The sequence below is a fragment of the Patescibacteria group bacterium genome (assembly GCA_041667185.1).
Taxonomy (GTDB): domain Bacteria; phylum Patescibacteriota; class Patescibacteriia; order SG8-24; family SG8-24; genus JBAYFM01.
The window spans coordinates 27,051-42,361 of sequence record JBAYFM010000003.1; the positions used below are offsets into that span (position 1 = coordinate 27,051).

The window sequence follows — 15,311 nt, forward strand, 5'->3', positions numbered from 1 at the left end:
CTATGCCGGAACTCACGCCCTACGATCACGATCATGAGAACGAAGTCTCGCTTTTCGCGGAGACCAACTATCGGAATAACCGGACCAAGTTCGGCATCAAGACCGATGACCGCCGCCGGCATGTTTACGTCATCGGTAAGACCGGCATGGGCAAGACCACGCTGCTCGAGAATTTCGTCCTGAACGACATCTACGCCGGGCATGGTCTCGCTTACGTCGATCCGCACGGCGACACCGCCCAGAAACTGCTGGACTACATTCCCTCGAACCGCATCAACGACGTGGTGTATTTCAATCCGGGGGATATGGATTTTCCCATCGGGTTCAACATTCTCGAGACCGTCGACCCGAGCAAGAAACACCTGGTCGCCGCCGGGCTCATGGGTGTCTTCAAGAAGATCTGGCCCGACGTCTGGTCGGCCCGTATGGAGTACATCCTGCTCAACACCATCCTCGCGCTTCTCGACGCGCCGGGTTCGACATTGCTCGGCATCAACCGCCTGCTCGTGGACGAGGATTATCGCAAGCGCGTCGTCTCGCTCTGTCAGGACCCGGTCGTGAAGACTTTCTGGGTCAAGGAGTTCGCCGCTTTTTCGGAGAAGTACCGCACCGAGGCTATCGCGCCGGTCCAGAACAAGGTCGGCCAGTTCCTGTCCGCGTCCATCATCCGCAATATCGTCGCTCAGGTGAAATCGACCATCGATGTCCGCGAGATCATGGACAAGCGTAAGATCTTCATCCTGAATCTGGCCAAGGGCCTCATCGGCGAGGAAAACTCGCGGCTCTTGGGCGGTATGATCGTGACGCGGTTGCAGCTCGCGGCCATGGAGCGCGTGGATATGCCGGAGAAAGAGCGGCAGGATTTCTACCTCTACGTCGACGAGTTCCAGAATTTCGCCACGACTTCGTTCGCGAACATTTTGTCCGAGGCGCGCAAGTACCGCCTGAACCTGATCGTCGCCCACCAGTACATCGAACAGCTCGAGGAGGAGGTCCGTGACGCCATCTTCGGCAACGTCGGCACCATCATCAGTTTCCGGGTCGGCGCCGCCGACGCCCAGTTCATGGAGACCGAGTTCACGCCGCGATTCACACCGGAGGACCTGGTCAATCTCGGCAAGTACGATACGTATCTGAAGCTCATGATCGACGGCGCATCCTCCGAGCCTTTCTCGGCGACGACCTTGCCGCCGATCGCTCAACGGACTGGTTCGGCGGAAAAAGTGATCAAGGTCTCGCGTGAACGGAACGCGCGTCCGCGAGCCGATATCGAGAGCAAGGTTTTGCGCTGGAGCGGTATGGGGACGTCCGACGAGGGTGCCGTGATCGATGTTGAGGATGATGATGAGGCTTTGGCTTCCGAAGAAAAGCTCAAGGAATTACAGGCCACGTCGCCCAAGATCGCGGGATTGGTCGTGCCGGACAAGAAACCGAAGAAGATGTTCGAGATCGCGTGCTCAGTCTGCGGCAAGATCCAGCAATTATCGTTCGAACCCGACTGGTCGCGGCCGTGGTTTTGCAAGGAAGATCTGGAGAAGCGGAAATTGTCCGGTGAAGGCGATCGTCCAGCCGCATCCGCAACTCCCGTTGCTGTTGCAGCTCCACGACCGCCAGCCGTCCAACCGCCGAAGATAATCGTGGTTCCGCCGCGCCCGCCGGTTGCCGCCAAACCATTGCAAGCGGCTCCACCGCCCAAGAAGATCGAGCCGCAGGCTGCCGCCCCAGCCGCTCCGAGCGTTTCGTTAGCGGCATTGCTGGGCAAAGATTTGACGGCTAAAGAAGAAATGGAGGTCATTGAAGAAGTTGATGATGAGGACGCCGGCGACGGAACCGGATCGCCGAAGATCGTCGAAAAGATCGTCGAGACGCCGCTCGCCTCCGCGACTCCGGGAGGCGTCGGTCTGGTGAGCGTCAGCGCCAAATCGGTCGATCGTCCGAAACCGCGCGCCGTCGCCACGCCAGTTGCGCCCAGACCGGCAGCGAAGCCGGCTCCGATCGCCCCCAATTCTACCCGCTCGGCTGCGCCCAGACCGGCCGCTCCGAATCGCGAGAAGAATAAACCGAATCGTCCGCGCATCGTCATGTCTGATCCGAAGCGCCAGTTCGCGGCTCCGAAAGCGAATATTCAGGTCAATCCGCGCGAGCCTGAACGCCATTCGGATAAGTCGGCGGCTGATGTCGTCAAGCCATCTGTTTCGGTTCAGCCAGTCGTCGAACAGAAGAAACCCCAATCGATTATCCGACCGCCGGCCGCGGCGAGCAGCGAATCGAAGATCGGTGCCGCGCCGCAAGCACCGGCTCCGATCCAGCCAGCCGCGCCGACAACTCCTAAACCGGCTGTGCCGCCGCCGGCCGTGAAATCCGATTCCGACGGCCAGCCGATGCGTCCTGGGGAAGTAATTAAATTTTCATGAGCCAGTCCTGTCCTCCTTGTGTTCCGCCGGTAAAATACGAACGGCGTCGTTTGTTGATTTTCATGTTGGGCGTAAGTTGCGCCATCTTCAGTGGTATTTTGCTTTGGCGCGGGGAAATTGACCGGCAGTACACTATTGATCGCCAGCAAGCTGAACAATATCTCACTGACCGCCAGACCTTGTTGGAGAAGCGGATCCGGAAAGTCGAATCGCGGAATGCTGACAATATTTTTTCCCTGGAGGAACAGATCAAGCGTCTGGCTGAAAAGCAGAAAACCACAGCTCCCGTTGCCAGCGTTTCGGATACCGCGGGCCTTAATTTTTCCATGGAGGATGCCATAGCCTCGATCGTCGAACTGGTCTGCATCGACAATGTTGACCGAGAGGTCTACTACACCGGTTCTGGCACAGTAGTCGATCGCAGCGGACTAATTGTCACTAATGAACATATCCTCAAGAGCGGCGACGGATCGTTGATCGGTTTTTGCGGCGTCGGTTTTACGCGCGATTTGCATAAGCCTCCGCAGATTGAATTTGTGGCCACGACCGCAGCGATCCATAAATCGGCCGACCTCGCCATTATGCGCATCAGCGAACGTCTCGATGGTCAGGATTTGCCGGCTAGATTTCAGGCTGTTTCGTTGGCTGATTCCGCCGCCACCTCGCTTGATCTCGCTCTTGGCGACGCCATCTTCATCGGCGGTTATCCCGGGGTCGGCGCGGATACTTTTACTTTCACCCAAGGGGTCGTGAGCGGCCGGGTTGGAGAAGATCTCATCAAAACCTCGGCTTTCATCGATACGGGCACGTCGGGCGGCGCGGCTTTCGACTCGAAGGGTTTATATGTCGGCATGCCGATGGCTGCGGCCAGGGGCGATATCGGCGGCAGCTTGGGTTATCTCATCGGAGCTGACATCATCGATGATTTCATGAAAGATTATTATTCCGGTTTGAACCATCTGCCGGAAACGCTTCCAGAATGAGGTCTGTCAGCCAAGAGATCGTGATCGAGACATCCGACGGTATCTTGCTTTCGGGTTCATATTCAGCCGGTCCGCTCGGAGGTCCGGCGGCGCTTTTGCTGCATATGATGCCGGCGACCAAGGAAAGCTGGGCGGAGTTCGCCGCTGTCCTGGCGGCGCGCGGATTTTCGACGCTCGCGATCGATCTGCGCGGCCATGGCCGCAGCACGCGCGGCGCGGACGGACGAAAGCTAGATTATAAATTATTCGAGGATACCGATCACCAGGCCAAGATCATCGACGTCGAAGCTGCGGCGGCCTGGCTCGAGCGCGAGCGGGGGATCGGGAAAAGCCGGCTTGTGGTTGTCGGCGCTTCGATCGGGGCGAACCTGGCCATCGCTTTCGCTGCCGCTCATCCGGAGATCCCGGCCGCAGCGGCGTTGTCGCCCGGACTTGATTACCGCGGTGTCACGACCCCGGACCAGGTCCGCAGATTCGGCCTGGCGCAGGGCTTGTTCCTGGCGGCGAGCGTGGAGGATGAACTGTCTTTCAAGACCGACTGCGAACTCGCGCGGCTCAAACCCGACGCGGTCATCAGGGAATATCAGGGAGCCGGCCACGGTACGGCGATGTTCTCGTCCCGGCCGGAGCTGGCCGGCGAACTCGCGGCTTGGCTGGCAAACCGCGCCGCTCCGAAGCCGTGATGATTATGGAAGGTTTTTTGAGGGTGCAGACGGGCGGGTCACCGCGGGATATGGGTCATGACATCGGCGCCGCCTCGCGCGACATCATCCGCGAATTGGTCGCCACGGACCGCGCTTTTTATCGCCGCCTGACCGGCCGTTCTCTTGAGGCCCTGCGGCGCATTTTTTTCCGGGACCAGCTGCCGCTCATCGCGCGTCGCTATCCGGACTACGCGGCTGAACTCGCGGGGATCGCCGAGGGCGCGCGTCTGCCTTTCGAGAAGATCGCGCTTTTTTCCGCCGAGGAAGACCTGATTGACGCGTGCGGCGGCTGGGAAAAATGCACCAGCGCCGCCGTGCGGACTCCGACCGGCGTCTATCTTTTGCATAACGAAGATTACATCGGCCGCTATCACGGTCGGTTGATCGTGATCGAGGCCGAACCCGAACGTCAGCCGGCTTTCGTCAGTTTGGCCTATCCGGGAACGCTGGCCGGCTCAGCCTGCGGACTCAACTCCCGGCAGATCGCTTTCGAGGGCAATTCTTTGCGTTTTCCGGTGCGCCGTTGCGGCTTGCCGAAGAATTTTCTCCTGCGCGATCTGCTGGCGGCCCGCAGCCTCGCGGATGCCGTCGCGAAGTTCTCGGTTGGCCCGCGCATCCTCGCGAGCAGCGCGACGCTGGTCGCCGGGCGCAGCCGGCGGATCGTCTGCGTGGAAGCGGTGCCAGACCGCGTGGCCGTCATCCGGCCGGACCGCCGTGACGTCTGGGCGCACACCAATCACGTGCGTTCCCTGGAGATCGATACCCGCGACGAACGAGCGACCCTGAGTTCGCGATTGCGCCTGGCGGAGATCGAAGCCGCTCTGTCCGACCGGGCCAGCCGTGGTCTCAGCGGTTTCCGCGAAGTGCTGTCGGCTCCGGACCGGCGCTACCTTTATTTCGGCCGATCCGCGGCTGAACCGACGACTCTGGCTTCGGTAATCATGGATCCGGCGCGGCTGGAAATGCAGATCGCTAAACGCGACGGGAAAAGGCGGAAATTCATCAGCTATTCAGTCCCGCGGGCGCATTCCTAGATTAGCCAGCTTCCGGTCGGGACGCATTGGACAATTCTCGGCCAGAGCGCTAATCTTTTTTTGGTTCTTTCCAAATCCGGAGGTGAAAAATGAGCCGCACCCAGACATTTGAGCGCCAGGCGCAGGAGCTGCTCCGGCGTTTCGACCCCGCGTCCGAACGCAAGCGGCTGCTCGATCGCCCGTTCATGTTGGAGCTCTTCGGAACCCCCAAGTCCGGCAAGAGCACGATGAGGGAGATGATCAAGCATTTCTTCAAACGCAACGGTTGGTCGGTATCGTCGCCGCTCGAAGGCGCCGAGGCCGTCGAACTGCCGCGCGCCGAGCCGCAGTACAACTTTCAGACCGCGGAGTATGCGCTGTCGAACGCCCGAGAACGCTTCTACAACAAGCGGTTCCATCTGGTCATCTTCGACCGGGCCATCTATGACGGCGTGACCCGTATGGAGCTGTACCGCCGCAAGGGTATCATCACCGCGGAGCAGCAGGCCCTGATCGAGGGCTACTACCTGTTGCCCTGGAACGCCGGGATGTTCGATATGCACATCTGTCTCGTCGCCGACGTGGAGACCGCCATCAAGCGCGAGCTGGCCCGGGCGCTCACCAAGAAACACGGCGAGACGATGAATCCGCAGACGCTCAGCGATCTTCTGGCCGCCCACCAGTCCATGTGGGACCGTCTCGGCTGCGCCGCAAACCCGGCCATGTGCTGGCATGATTCCTCCAAGGAGCGCGAAGCGGAGACCGCCAAAGCGATCCTGGAAAACCTGTTCGCGGCGTTCGAACGCCGCCTGCAGCAGTCCCGCTGATCCGTCTTTTAGCCGTCGAGCTGAGCTCGACGGTTTTTCTTATCTGCCGATCGCCCGGACAGCGGCGCTCTTGGCTAACGGCTGACGGCTAGCTATGATGTTTCCTGACTATGGAATTGCCCATCGGCATCGATCTCGACGGCACCATCATCGACCATACCGCCAACAAACAGCGGCTGGCCGCGGACTTGGGTTATCGGTTGACGTCCTGCGAGACGAATTCCAATATCATGAGCCGGTTCATGTCGGAGCGGCATTACGAGGAGCTGCAAGAGCGTCTATATAAGGAAATGACGCTTGAGGCTCCGCCGGTCCGGGGCGCGCTCGAGGTCTTGAGCCGACTCGGCCGCCCATTCTTCCTGATCTCGGCGCGGCGGCCGGAAACTATCCCGTTCGCCCAGGCTTGGATCGACAAGTGGTTGGTCCGCGACATCCTGCCGCCGGAGCGGACGATCTTCTGCGGCAGCGGCGCCGAGAAGCGGGGACACTGCGATCGTCTCGGCGTCGGCCTGTATCTGGACGACAAGGTCGGCGTGCTGCAGAAATTGTCGTCCGGCGTGGCCAAGGTCTGGTTCGACGAACACGGTCTGGCCGATGCTTTGTCGCCGACGGCGGATATCAAGATCGTCCGCACGTGGGTGGAATTCGGCGAGCTGCTGCGGCGCGGTTGATCTGAAAACAGCGCTTCCAATCCTGATCGCATGAACAAGAAACAGCGCAAAACCATAGTGGTCGGTATGTCCGGCGGCGTTGATTCCAGCGTCGCCGCCGCTTTGCTCGTGGCCGCGGGTCATAATGTCATCGGCGCGTTCATGAAGAATTGGTCCGACACCAAGGATCCGCTGACCGGCGCTTGCGCCTGGCGGACCGAACGCCGCGACGCCGAAGCCGTGGCCGCGCATCTCGGCATCCCGTTCCACACTTTTGATTTCGAGCGCGAATATCGCGAGGCCGTGGTCGAATATCTGTTCCGCGAATACGCCGCCGGCCGCACGCCGAATCCCGACGTCCTCTGTAACAAGTACGTCAAGTTCAATTTTTTCCTGAAGGAAGCGCTGAAGCTCGGCGCGGATCTCATCGCTACCGGTCATTACGCCCGCGTGCGGCAGCGTGCCGGCCGGGTCGAACTCCTGGCCGGATCGGATCCCAATAAAGATCAATCATATTTTTTGCATCAGCTGAGCCAGGAGCAATTGGAGCGCGTCGTCTTTCCGGTCGGCGGCATCCTGAAACCGGAAGTGCGCCGCTTGGCGCGCGAGTTCGGTCTGCCCACGGCTGACAAAAAAGACAGCCAGGGCATCTGTTTCGTCGGCAAGGTCGATCTCAAGACCTTTCTTGGCCGCCGGTTGCCGGAACGCCCGGGTGTCATCATCACCATGGAGGGCGAGGTCGTCGGGCGGCATAAAGGCATGGCGCCTTTCACCATCGGCCAGCGCCACGGGCTGGATCTCGGTGGCGGCGATCCATATTTCGTCGTCGAGAAGGATCCGCTCCGCAACACCGTCGTCGTCGCCCGCGGCGCGGCACATCCGGCGCTGTTCGCCAAGCTGCTCTTGGCCGGCGACGAACATTGGATCTCTGGCCGCGCGCCGCGTCTGCCTTTGCGCTGCGAAGCCCGCATCCGTTACCGCCAGCCGCTGCAGCGGGCCGAAGTCCGGCGCGTCGAATCCGGCGGCTTGCTCGTCAGATTCGCGGCCCCGCAGCGCGCGGTCACGCCCGGCCAGTTCGTCGCATTCTATCGCGGCGAGATCTGTCTCGGCGGCGCCGTCATCAATTCATCATTGACCGCGCCCGCGCGATGAGTTAAATTGCGTTCGGTCTGCAGCTGCCTTTTTATCAACTCGCACAGGAGGTGTGCCGATGATGATTATCGGGTTGGTTCTGCAATACAGCTGGGTTCTTTTCGTGGTCGCGCTCGTCACGAGCATTTGGTCCCAACAACTCTTCCAGCAGGGTAATTTCGCTCGAGGCAAGAAGATCCTCGTCGTGTCGTTCTGGTGCGCCGCCGTCCTCGCCGTGACGAACGGCGTCGTCGGCTTCGTGGCCCGCGACGGCATGTCGCTCTTCATGGCCGCCATCTGGGCATATTTCGCCTGGCGCGACCAGCAGATCCTCAAGCGGCTCGGCGGCTGAGGCTCCTGGCCGGCCAGCGACCTCTATCGGGTCTGACTCCAATCACCAAGCGCACCCGTCCTGGGCGCGCTTTTTCTTTGCTCCGGAACGCGGCCTGACCGGCGCCAACGTCCACCGCAAAGTTGTCAGTTTTACCGTCGTCGGTTATTCTTTCTTAATATCAGCCACCTTTTTGATCATATGAAACATCACTTTCTAGCCCCGTCCTTGCTGCTCATCGGCCTCGTTCTCGCCGGAGCCGGTTGCGCCGGCGCGGCCGACGAACTCGCGGGCGACGCCCTGAAACCAACGGCGGTTCCATTATCCGCTTTGAACCTGGCCAAGCAGCTCACGGCTCAGGAACAGGCGCGCGCCAACGCCGAGGCCGACAGCATCGCCAACGAAATGACGGTCGCCATGGTGATCACCGAGAACGCGGCCGTTCCGCCAGGCATCGAGCCAGGCGCGACTTTCGGCTGCAGCGACCGCTCGGCTTACACCAAGGTCGCGCGCGAGTCCGATTCCGGCGATGTCCTGCGCGACGCGCTCCAGAGCCTGTTCGCGGTCCGCGACACCAACTACGACGGCCTCTATAACAGCCTAGCCTCGTCCTCGCTCGCGGTCGACAAGATCCAGAGCCGGGACGGCGTCACGACTGAGGTCTGGCTCAAGGGTCAGATCGTCTCGAGTGGCACCTGCGATGACCCGCGCATCAAGGAACAGATCGAAGCCACGGTCCGGCGCCTGAAGCCCGACTTCAAGATTTTTCTCAACGGTTCGGAAAAGAACTACCGCTGCATCGGCAACCAGAGCGGCGATTGCGCCCAGCCGAAATAATATGACCGCCAACGAGATCCGCGAAAAATATCTGGATTTCTTCCGCCAGCGCGGCCATGCCGTGATTCCGTCCGCGTCGCTCATCCCGGAGAATGATCCGACAGTGCTCTTCACGACCGCCGGCATGCACCCGCTCGTCCCGTATCTTTTGGGCGAACCGCACCCCATGGGCAAACGCCTCACGGACGCGCAGAAGTGCATCCGCACCGGCGACATCGACGAAGTGGGGGATAATCGCCATCTGACCTTCTTCGAGATGCTCGGCAACTGGTCCTTAGGCGACTATTTCAAGAAAGAAGCCATTGCCTGGAGCTTCGAGTTCCTGACGGGTTCGGACTGGCTCAAGCTTGATCCGCAGCGTCTTTACGTCAGTTTTTTCGAAGGCGACGCCGTGGCGCCGCGCGACGACGAGTCGGCGGAGATCTGGTGCCAGCAATTCGCCACGGCCGGCATCGACGCCAGGATCGGCGAGCGCATTTTTGCCTATCCCAAAGCCAAGAATTGGTGGGGTCCGGCCGGTCAGACCGGTCCGTGCGGTCCGGACACCGAGATGTTCTACGACACGCTGAACCTCGCCGATCCCAAGGAGCACGCGCTGGGCTGGGCTAGCAAAGAACCCTGCCACCCGAACTGCGACTGCGGCCGCTACGTCGAGATCTGGAACGATGTCTTCATGCAGTTCAACAAGAATGCGGAGGGTAAATTCGAGCCGCTCGCGAAACCGAATGTCGATACCGGCATGGGCCTGGAGCGCACGACGATGATCCTGCAGAGCGTGCCGACGGTCTTCGATACGGAAATGTTCCAGCCGTTGTTCGCCGAGATCGAGTCCCGTTGCGGTAAGAAGTACGGCAGTGACGCCGAAACCACGCGCATGATGCGCATCATCGCCGACCACGCCAAAGCCGCGACCTTCATCATCGGCGACCCGCGCGGCGTCGGTCCCTCGAACGTCGACCAGGGCTACATCGTGCGTCGGCTCATCCGCCGCGCCGTGCGTTTCGGCCGCAGTCTCGGCATCGAGGGATACTTCGTGACCGATCTCGCTCGCAAGGTCATCGAGTTGTACGCCGGGGCCTATTCCGAACTGGCGACGAATTCCGACCGCGTCATTCAGGAGCTTTCCGCCGAGGAGGAGAAGTTCAGCCACACGCTTCAGCGCGGCGCCGAAGAAGTGACTAGATTGATGGTCAGGCACAACCTCAAGAATATGGGGTCTCCCGGCGTTCAGTCGACTTCGATTACCGGTAAAGAAGCGTTTTATTTGTACGAATCATTCGGTTTCCCGAAAGAGATCACTGAAGAGATCATCGGCGATAAGATCGATCAGAACGAATGGGACGCTGAGATGAAGAAACATCAGGACCTCTCTCGCGCCGGCGCCGAACAGAAATTCTCCGGCGGCCTCGCGGACCACTCCGAGGATGTCGTTCGGCTGCATACCGCGACCCACATGCTGCACGCCGCGCTCCGCCAGGTGCTCGGCGATCATGTCGAGCAGCGCGGTTCGAACATCACCGCCGAACGTCTGCGTTTCGATTTTTCGCACCCGCAGAAGCTGACGCCCGACGAATTGAAAAAAGTTGAAGCGATCGTCAACGAGAAGATCGCCGCCGACCTGCCGGTGACGTTCGCCATGATGACGGTCGATGAAGCCAAAGCCGCGGGTTCGATCGGCCTCTTCGAAGACAAATATTCCAAGCTCGGCAACAAAGTGAAAGTCTACACCGTCGGCGACGATGCCCATGGCGTCTATTCGCGCGAGATCTGCGGCGGCCCGCACGCCGAGCGCACGAGCCAGCTCGTCTCTTTCAAGATCCTCAAAGAAGAAGCTTCTTCGGCCGGCATCCGCCGCATCAAAGCCGTCGTCGGCCAAGCCGCTTGAGCTTAAGGCTGGATAAGCTCAATTCGGTCCTCAGGCTCAAGCGCTTGACAAGCGGCGTCACACTGCTACAATATCCAGGCTTAAGAAAGCGCACCTATCGGCTTACCGGCCGGGGCGCGGTTTCTGCATAAATTTTTTATTTCGCACCGCCCAGCCGCTATGGCTGAGAATACCACAGTCGATCCAGCCGCTTCCGTCGCGGAGGATGTCTCGAAAAAGTTCATCGAAATGCACGGGGTGATCGAGGAGTGTCTCCCGGCCGCTTCTTTCCGGGTCCGCCTGGACAACGGCCAAGTGATCCTCGGACATCTGTCGGGCAAAATGAGAATGAACCGCATCCGTCTGCTTCCTGGCGACGAGGTCAAGGTCGAAATGACTCCCTACGACCTCACCAAGGGTCGGATCGTTTACCGGTATTGATCCGGTGCAACGTTGCGGACAGGGGGCAGTGGACAGAAAAAAGGCCGTGCTGTACACTGTTTCCGCTTCGCTCAAAGCAAGCTTATTTTATTCAGTTAAGGCGCCTGGCGCCCCAGCAACATGAAAGTCAGGGCTTCTGTCAAGAAAATCTGCCGCAACTGCAAGGTCATCCGAAGGTTCAATCGCCTTTACGTCATTTGTAAAACCGCGAAGCATAAGCAACGTCAGGGCTAATTGGCTGATCGCCAATAGCTGATAGCTAATAGCAAACTATGGCTGCTCGTATCGCCGGCATCACTCTGCCCAACAAACACATCGAGATCGCGCTGACCTACATTTATGGTATCGGCCGTTCTCGCGCTCAGAAGATCCTGAAACAGATGAAGATCAAGTTGACCACCCGCGCCAACGATCTGACCGCCGACGAGGTCAACCGGCTGCGCGAGGAGATCGAGAAGAACTACAAGATCGAGGGCGAGTTGCGCCGCGATGTCCAGGCCAACGTCAAGCGCCTGAAAGAGATCAATTCCTACCGCGGCAGCCGCCACGCCAAGGGTCTGCCCGCTCGCGGCCAGCGCACCAAGACCAACTCCCGCACCGTGCGCGGCAATGTCCGCCGGACGATGGGTTCGGGCCGCTCCAAACTCACCAAGACCTAAAGCCGCAGGCTGAACTGATCATCAATCACTATGGAAGACGTCAAGAAAAACGATCCCAAGGCTGCGGAGACTGCCGCCCCGGCCGGAGCCGACAAGGCCGCTGATGCCGCCAAGACGAAAGGCCGGAGCCGCCGCCGCAAGGCTGTGCGTCAGGTCTCGAGCGGCCGCGCCTACGTCCACGCTTCTTACAACAACACCATCGTTACCGTGACCGATGCGAACGGCAATGTCCTCGGCTGGTCGAGCGCTGGCAAGGTCGGTTTCAAGGGTCCCAAGAAGGCGACCCCGTACGCCGCGAGCGTGATCGTCAAGGATCTCATCGACCGCATCCGCGACACCGGCCTCAAGGAAGTCAACGTCTTCGTCTGCGGCATCGGTTCCGGCCGCGAAGCCTCGGTCCGCGCGCTGCATGCCAACGGCATCAACGTGCTCGCGATCAAGGATATGACCCCGATCCCACATAACGGCTGCCGCGCGCCTAAGCCGCGCCGCATCTAGCGCCACTGACTATGTCTAGGAGACTCGAATCCAAATGCAAGATGTGCCGGCGGGAGGGCGAGAAGCTTTTCCTTCGCGGCGACAAATGTAACACGGCGCACTGTCCGATCGTGCGGCGCAATTTCAAGCCGGGCGTTCATGGCCCGACCTCGCGCCCGCGGCCGACTCCGTACGGCATCCAGCTGCGCGAGAAGCAGAAGGTCAAGGAGATCTACGGCATCCAGGAGCGCCAGTTCCGGAATTATTTCCTCAAGGCCAAGCGCAAGATCGGCAACACGGCCAGTTTCATGGTCCAGATGCTCGAGATGCGGTTGGACAACGTCGTTTTCCGCCTTGGTTTCGGCCGCGCCCGTTCGCTGGCTCGTCAGCTCGTGAGCCATGGCCACATCCGGGTCAACAACAAGCGCGTCACCGTGGCCTCCTATCAGGTGAAGCCCGGCGACGTCATCACTTACGGCGACCGCATCAAGAAGAGCAAGCTCGTGAGCGCTGATCTGGCCCGCATCGAGAAGCATCAGACGCCGGGTTGGCTCAATCTCGACGCCAAAGAACTGACTGGCAAGGTCCTGAACCGCCCGGAAGGCGAGGATTTGAAGCAGAATTTCGACCCGACCAAGATAGTCGAGTTCTACTCCAGATAACCAAGCCGGCCCGTTCGCGGGTCGGAACCATGCATCAAAATTATGGAAGACTTATTGCTTCCTTCTAAGGTCGAGATCATCCCCGGCAAGACCGAACGCGAAGCCGTGCTCGTCGTCGAGCCGTGTTTCCACGGTTACGGCACCACCATCGGCAACGCTCTGCGCCGCGTGATGCTGTCGTCACTCCCGGGCGCCGCCGTCACCGCCATCAAGATCAAGGGCGTCCAGCACGAGTTTTCGTCCATTCCCGGCGTCAAAGAGGACACGCTCGAGGTCGTCCTGAACATGAAGGCTCTGCGTTTGCGCCTGTTCGGCGAGGGCCCGGTCCGTCTGCGCCTCTACGCCAAGGGCGCGACCGAAGTCACGGCCGCCGACATCGAAGGCAATTCCGACGTCGAGATCGTCAATCCTGATCTGCACATCGCCACCCTGACCGACAAGAAGTCCGAGTTCGAGATGGAGATCATCGTCGGCAAGGGCCGCGGCTACACCACCACCGAGGAGCGCAGCAAGGAGAAGGCCGAGCTCGGCGTCATCGCCATCGATTCCATCTTCTCGCCGGTGCGCGAGGTCGGCTATCGCGTGGAGAACGTCCGCGTCGGCCGCATCACCAACTTCGACAAGCTGGTCATGGACATCGAGACTGACGGTACGATGATGCCGTCCGAGGCCGTCGATCGCTCGGTGCGCATCCTGATCGACCATTTCACCCTGATCCTGAACCGCGGTACGGTCGTTGAGCCGGCTCTGCCGGAACTCGCCGCCGAGGTTGCGCCGATCGAAGCCGCGGAAGCGGTCGAGGTCGCCGCTCCGGCCGAGGTCGAAGAGACCGAGGAGTCGGATGAGGATAAGAAAGATAAGAAGGCCAAGGCCCCCAAGAAGGCCAAGAAGGCCGCCAAGAAAAAATAGGCGCTGGATCATAATCGCCAAGCTTAAGTCACTGGAAGAATATGCGTCATCGGAATACCGGAAAGATCCTCGACAGGAAGATCGGGCCGCGCAAAGCGTTGCTGAAGGGCTTGGCGACCAGTTTGATCCTGTACGAAAAGATCAAGACCACCAAGGCCAAAGCCAAAGCGGTCCGACCTCTCGTGGAGAAGCTGATCACCTCGGGCAAAGTCGGCGGCGTGGCCGCGCGGCGCGCCCTGCAACAGTCGCTCACGAGCGAGAACGCCGCTAAGAAGGTCGTCGAAGAGCTCGCTCCGCGCTATAAGGACCGCAAGGGCGGTTATCTGCGCATCACGACGCTGGGTCGCCGCCAGGGCGACGCGGCCGAGATGGTCCAGATCGAACTCGTCTAGCTGATAAAGATATGGCACGCACTACCGTCAAAAAGAGCAAGACCGTCACCCTCGACGCCGCCGGCCAGAGCGTCGGCCGCCTCGCGACCGAAGTTTCGCAGCTGCTTCAGGGTAAGCGGGATCCGGGCTACGAGCCGCGGATCGATTCCGGCGTCGCGGTCGAGGTCAAGAATATCAGCAAGCTGAAGTTCACCGGCAAGAAGCTGGACCAGAAGATCTATTATCATTACTCCGGCTACCCGGGCGGCATGCGGGAGCGTCAGCTCAAGGATGTGCTCGCCAGGAGCCCGGCCGAGGTGCTGCGCCGGACCGTCTGGAACATGCTGCCGAAGAATCGCCAGCGCAAGGACCGGATGAAGCGGCTCACGGTCGCTAAAGAGTAGTACCACCTATGACTGCCACCAAGAAACCCGAGACCGCCAAACCGGCTGTCAAGAAAGCCGCTCCGAAGAAACCGGCCGCCGCCAAGAAACCGGCCGTCAAGAAGCCGGAAGTCGTCGTCGAAGCCGAGGTCGCGGTGAAGATCGCTGCTCCGGTCGTCGTTGAGAAACCGGCCGCTGCCGTCGCTGGAGCTTCCGGTTACATCTACGCCCTGGGTCGCCGCAAGCGCGCCACCGTTCAGGCTAGACTGTATTCGAACGGCAAGGGCGAGATCAAAGTGAACGGCAAACCTTTGAAGGAATATTTCACCACCGACGTTCTGCAGAGCACGGTCATGGCCCCGCTCAAGGCTGTCGGCCTTGATGACAAGGTCAATATCGATCTCAAGGCCATCGGCGGCGGCATGGCCGCCCAGGCCGGAGCCGCCCGGCACGGCATTTCGCGGACGCTCGTGAAGATGAACGAGGAGTTCCGCAAGACCCTGAAACCGATGGGCTTCATGACTCGCGATCCGCGCGAGAAGGAGCGCAAGAAGTACGGTTTGAAGAAAGCGCGCAAAGGACCGCAGTGGGCCAAGCGCTAACAGCAGAACTGAAATTCCCGGCCGTGAGGCCGGGAGTTTTGATATATCGATCA

Annotated in this window: 19 protein-coding genes; all 19 read left to right on the forward strand. The window is 60.3% G+C overall.

Annotated features, from left to right (window positions below):
- Positions 1-2 precede the first annotated feature (2 nt).
- The gene (locus WCT10_01445; GenBank protein ID MFA6603488.1) at positions 3-2,414 is read left to right on the forward strand and encodes a type IV secretion system DNA-binding domain-containing protein; all 2,412 of its coding nucleotides are present in this window, start codon (positions 3-5) and stop codon (positions 2,412-2,414) included.
- A gap of 62 nt (positions 2,415-2,476) precedes the next feature.
- The gene (locus tag WCT10_01450) at positions 2,477-3,397 is read left to right on the forward strand and encodes a serine protease (GenBank protein MFA6603489.1); all 921 of its coding nucleotides are present in this window, start codon (positions 2,477-2,479) and stop codon (positions 3,395-3,397) included.
- Positions 3,394-4,080 (forward strand): alpha/beta fold hydrolase, encoded by a 687-nt coding sequence (locus tag WCT10_01455; protein MFA6603490.1) that lies wholly within the window; start codon positions 3,394-3,396, stop codon positions 4,078-4,080. The genes WCT10_01450 and WCT10_01455 overlap by 4 nt, the downstream gene beginning before the upstream one ends.
- Positions 4,081-4,085: 5 nt before the next feature.
- On the forward strand, positions 4,086-5,135 hold the full coding sequence (locus tag WCT10_01460) for a C45 family peptidase (GenBank protein MFA6603491.1): 1,050 nt from the start codon (positions 4,086-4,088) through the stop codon (positions 5,133-5,135).
- Positions 5,136-5,224: 89 nt separating this feature from the next.
- The gene (locus tag WCT10_01465; protein MFA6603492.1) at positions 5,225-5,941 is read left to right on the forward strand and encodes a hypothetical protein; all 717 of its coding nucleotides are present in this window, start codon (positions 5,225-5,227) and stop codon (positions 5,939-5,941) included.
- 110 nt (positions 5,942-6,051) lie between these two features.
- Positions 6,052-6,612, forward strand: coding sequence for a hypothetical protein (locus WCT10_01470; GenBank protein MFA6603493.1), 561 nt, complete (start codon positions 6,052-6,054; stop codon positions 6,610-6,612).
- Between the two features lie 30 nt (positions 6,613-6,642).
- A complete protein-coding gene (gene mnmA, locus WCT10_01475) occupies positions 6,643-7,743 on the forward strand; it encodes a tRNA 2-thiouridine(34) synthase MnmA (GenBank protein MFA6603494.1) in 1,101 nt (366 codons plus the stop codon).
- A 52-nt stretch (positions 7,744-7,795) separates the two neighbouring features.
- Positions 7,796-8,074 carry a hypothetical protein gene (locus WCT10_01480; protein MFA6603495.1) on the forward strand — a complete coding sequence of 93 codons (279 nt, stop codon included), beginning with the start codon at positions 7,796-7,798 and terminating at the stop codon, positions 8,072-8,074.
- A 180-nt stretch (positions 8,075-8,254) separates the two neighbouring features.
- The gene (locus WCT10_01485) at positions 8,255-8,890 is read left to right on the forward strand and encodes a hypothetical protein (GenBank protein ID MFA6603496.1); all 636 of its coding nucleotides are present in this window, start codon (positions 8,255-8,257) and stop codon (positions 8,888-8,890) included.
- Between the two features lies 1 nt (position 8,891).
- Positions 8,892-10,775 carry an alanine--tRNA ligase gene (locus WCT10_01490; protein ID MFA6603497.1) on the forward strand — a complete coding sequence of 628 codons (1,884 nt, stop codon included), beginning with the start codon at positions 8,892-8,894 and terminating at the stop codon, positions 10,773-10,775.
- A 228-nt stretch (positions 10,776-11,003) separates the two neighbouring features.
- Positions 11,004-11,195, forward strand: coding sequence for a translation initiation factor IF-1 (gene infA / locus WCT10_01495; protein MFA6603498.1), 192 nt, complete (start codon positions 11,004-11,006; stop codon positions 11,193-11,195).
- A gap of 120 nt (positions 11,196-11,315) precedes the next feature.
- The gene (gene rpmJ, locus WCT10_01500; GenBank protein ID MFA6603499.1) at positions 11,316-11,429 is read left to right on the forward strand and encodes a 50S ribosomal protein L36; all 114 of its coding nucleotides are present in this window, start codon (positions 11,316-11,318) and stop codon (positions 11,427-11,429) included.
- A gap of 38 nt (positions 11,430-11,467) precedes the next feature.
- Entirely contained in the window at positions 11,468-11,854 is a 387-nt protein-coding gene (gene rpsM, locus WCT10_01505; protein ID MFA6603500.1) for a 30S ribosomal protein S13, read from the forward strand.
- Positions 11,855-11,884: 30 nt separating this feature from the next.
- Positions 11,885-12,352, forward strand: coding sequence for a 30S ribosomal protein S11 (rpsK, locus tag WCT10_01510; protein MFA6603501.1), 468 nt, complete (start codon positions 11,885-11,887; stop codon positions 12,350-12,352).
- An 11-nt stretch (positions 12,353-12,363) separates the two neighbouring features.
- Entirely contained in the window at positions 12,364-12,993 is a 630-nt protein-coding gene (gene rpsD, locus WCT10_01515) for a 30S ribosomal protein S4 (protein ID MFA6603502.1), read from the forward strand.
- Between the two features lie 42 nt (positions 12,994-13,035).
- Positions 13,036-13,902 carry a DNA-directed RNA polymerase subunit alpha gene (locus WCT10_01520; protein ID MFA6603503.1) on the forward strand — a complete coding sequence of 289 codons (867 nt, stop codon included), beginning with the start codon at positions 13,036-13,038 and terminating at the stop codon, positions 13,900-13,902.
- 41 nt (positions 13,903-13,943) lie between these two features.
- Positions 13,944-14,294, forward strand: a complete 351-nt coding sequence (gene rplQ, locus WCT10_01525; GenBank protein ID MFA6603504.1) for a 50S ribosomal protein L17 — start codon at positions 13,944-13,946, stop codon at positions 14,292-14,294.
- Between the two features lie 11 nt (positions 14,295-14,305).
- Positions 14,306-14,677, forward strand: coding sequence for a 50S ribosomal protein L13 (gene rplM / locus WCT10_01530; GenBank protein MFA6603505.1), 372 nt, complete (start codon positions 14,306-14,308; stop codon positions 14,675-14,677).
- A gap of 200 nt (positions 14,678-14,877) precedes the next feature.
- Entirely contained in the window at positions 14,878-15,258 is a 381-nt protein-coding gene (gene rpsI, locus WCT10_01535; protein MFA6603506.1) for a 30S ribosomal protein S9, read from the forward strand.
- The last annotated feature ends 53 nt before the right edge of the window (positions 15,259-15,311 follow it).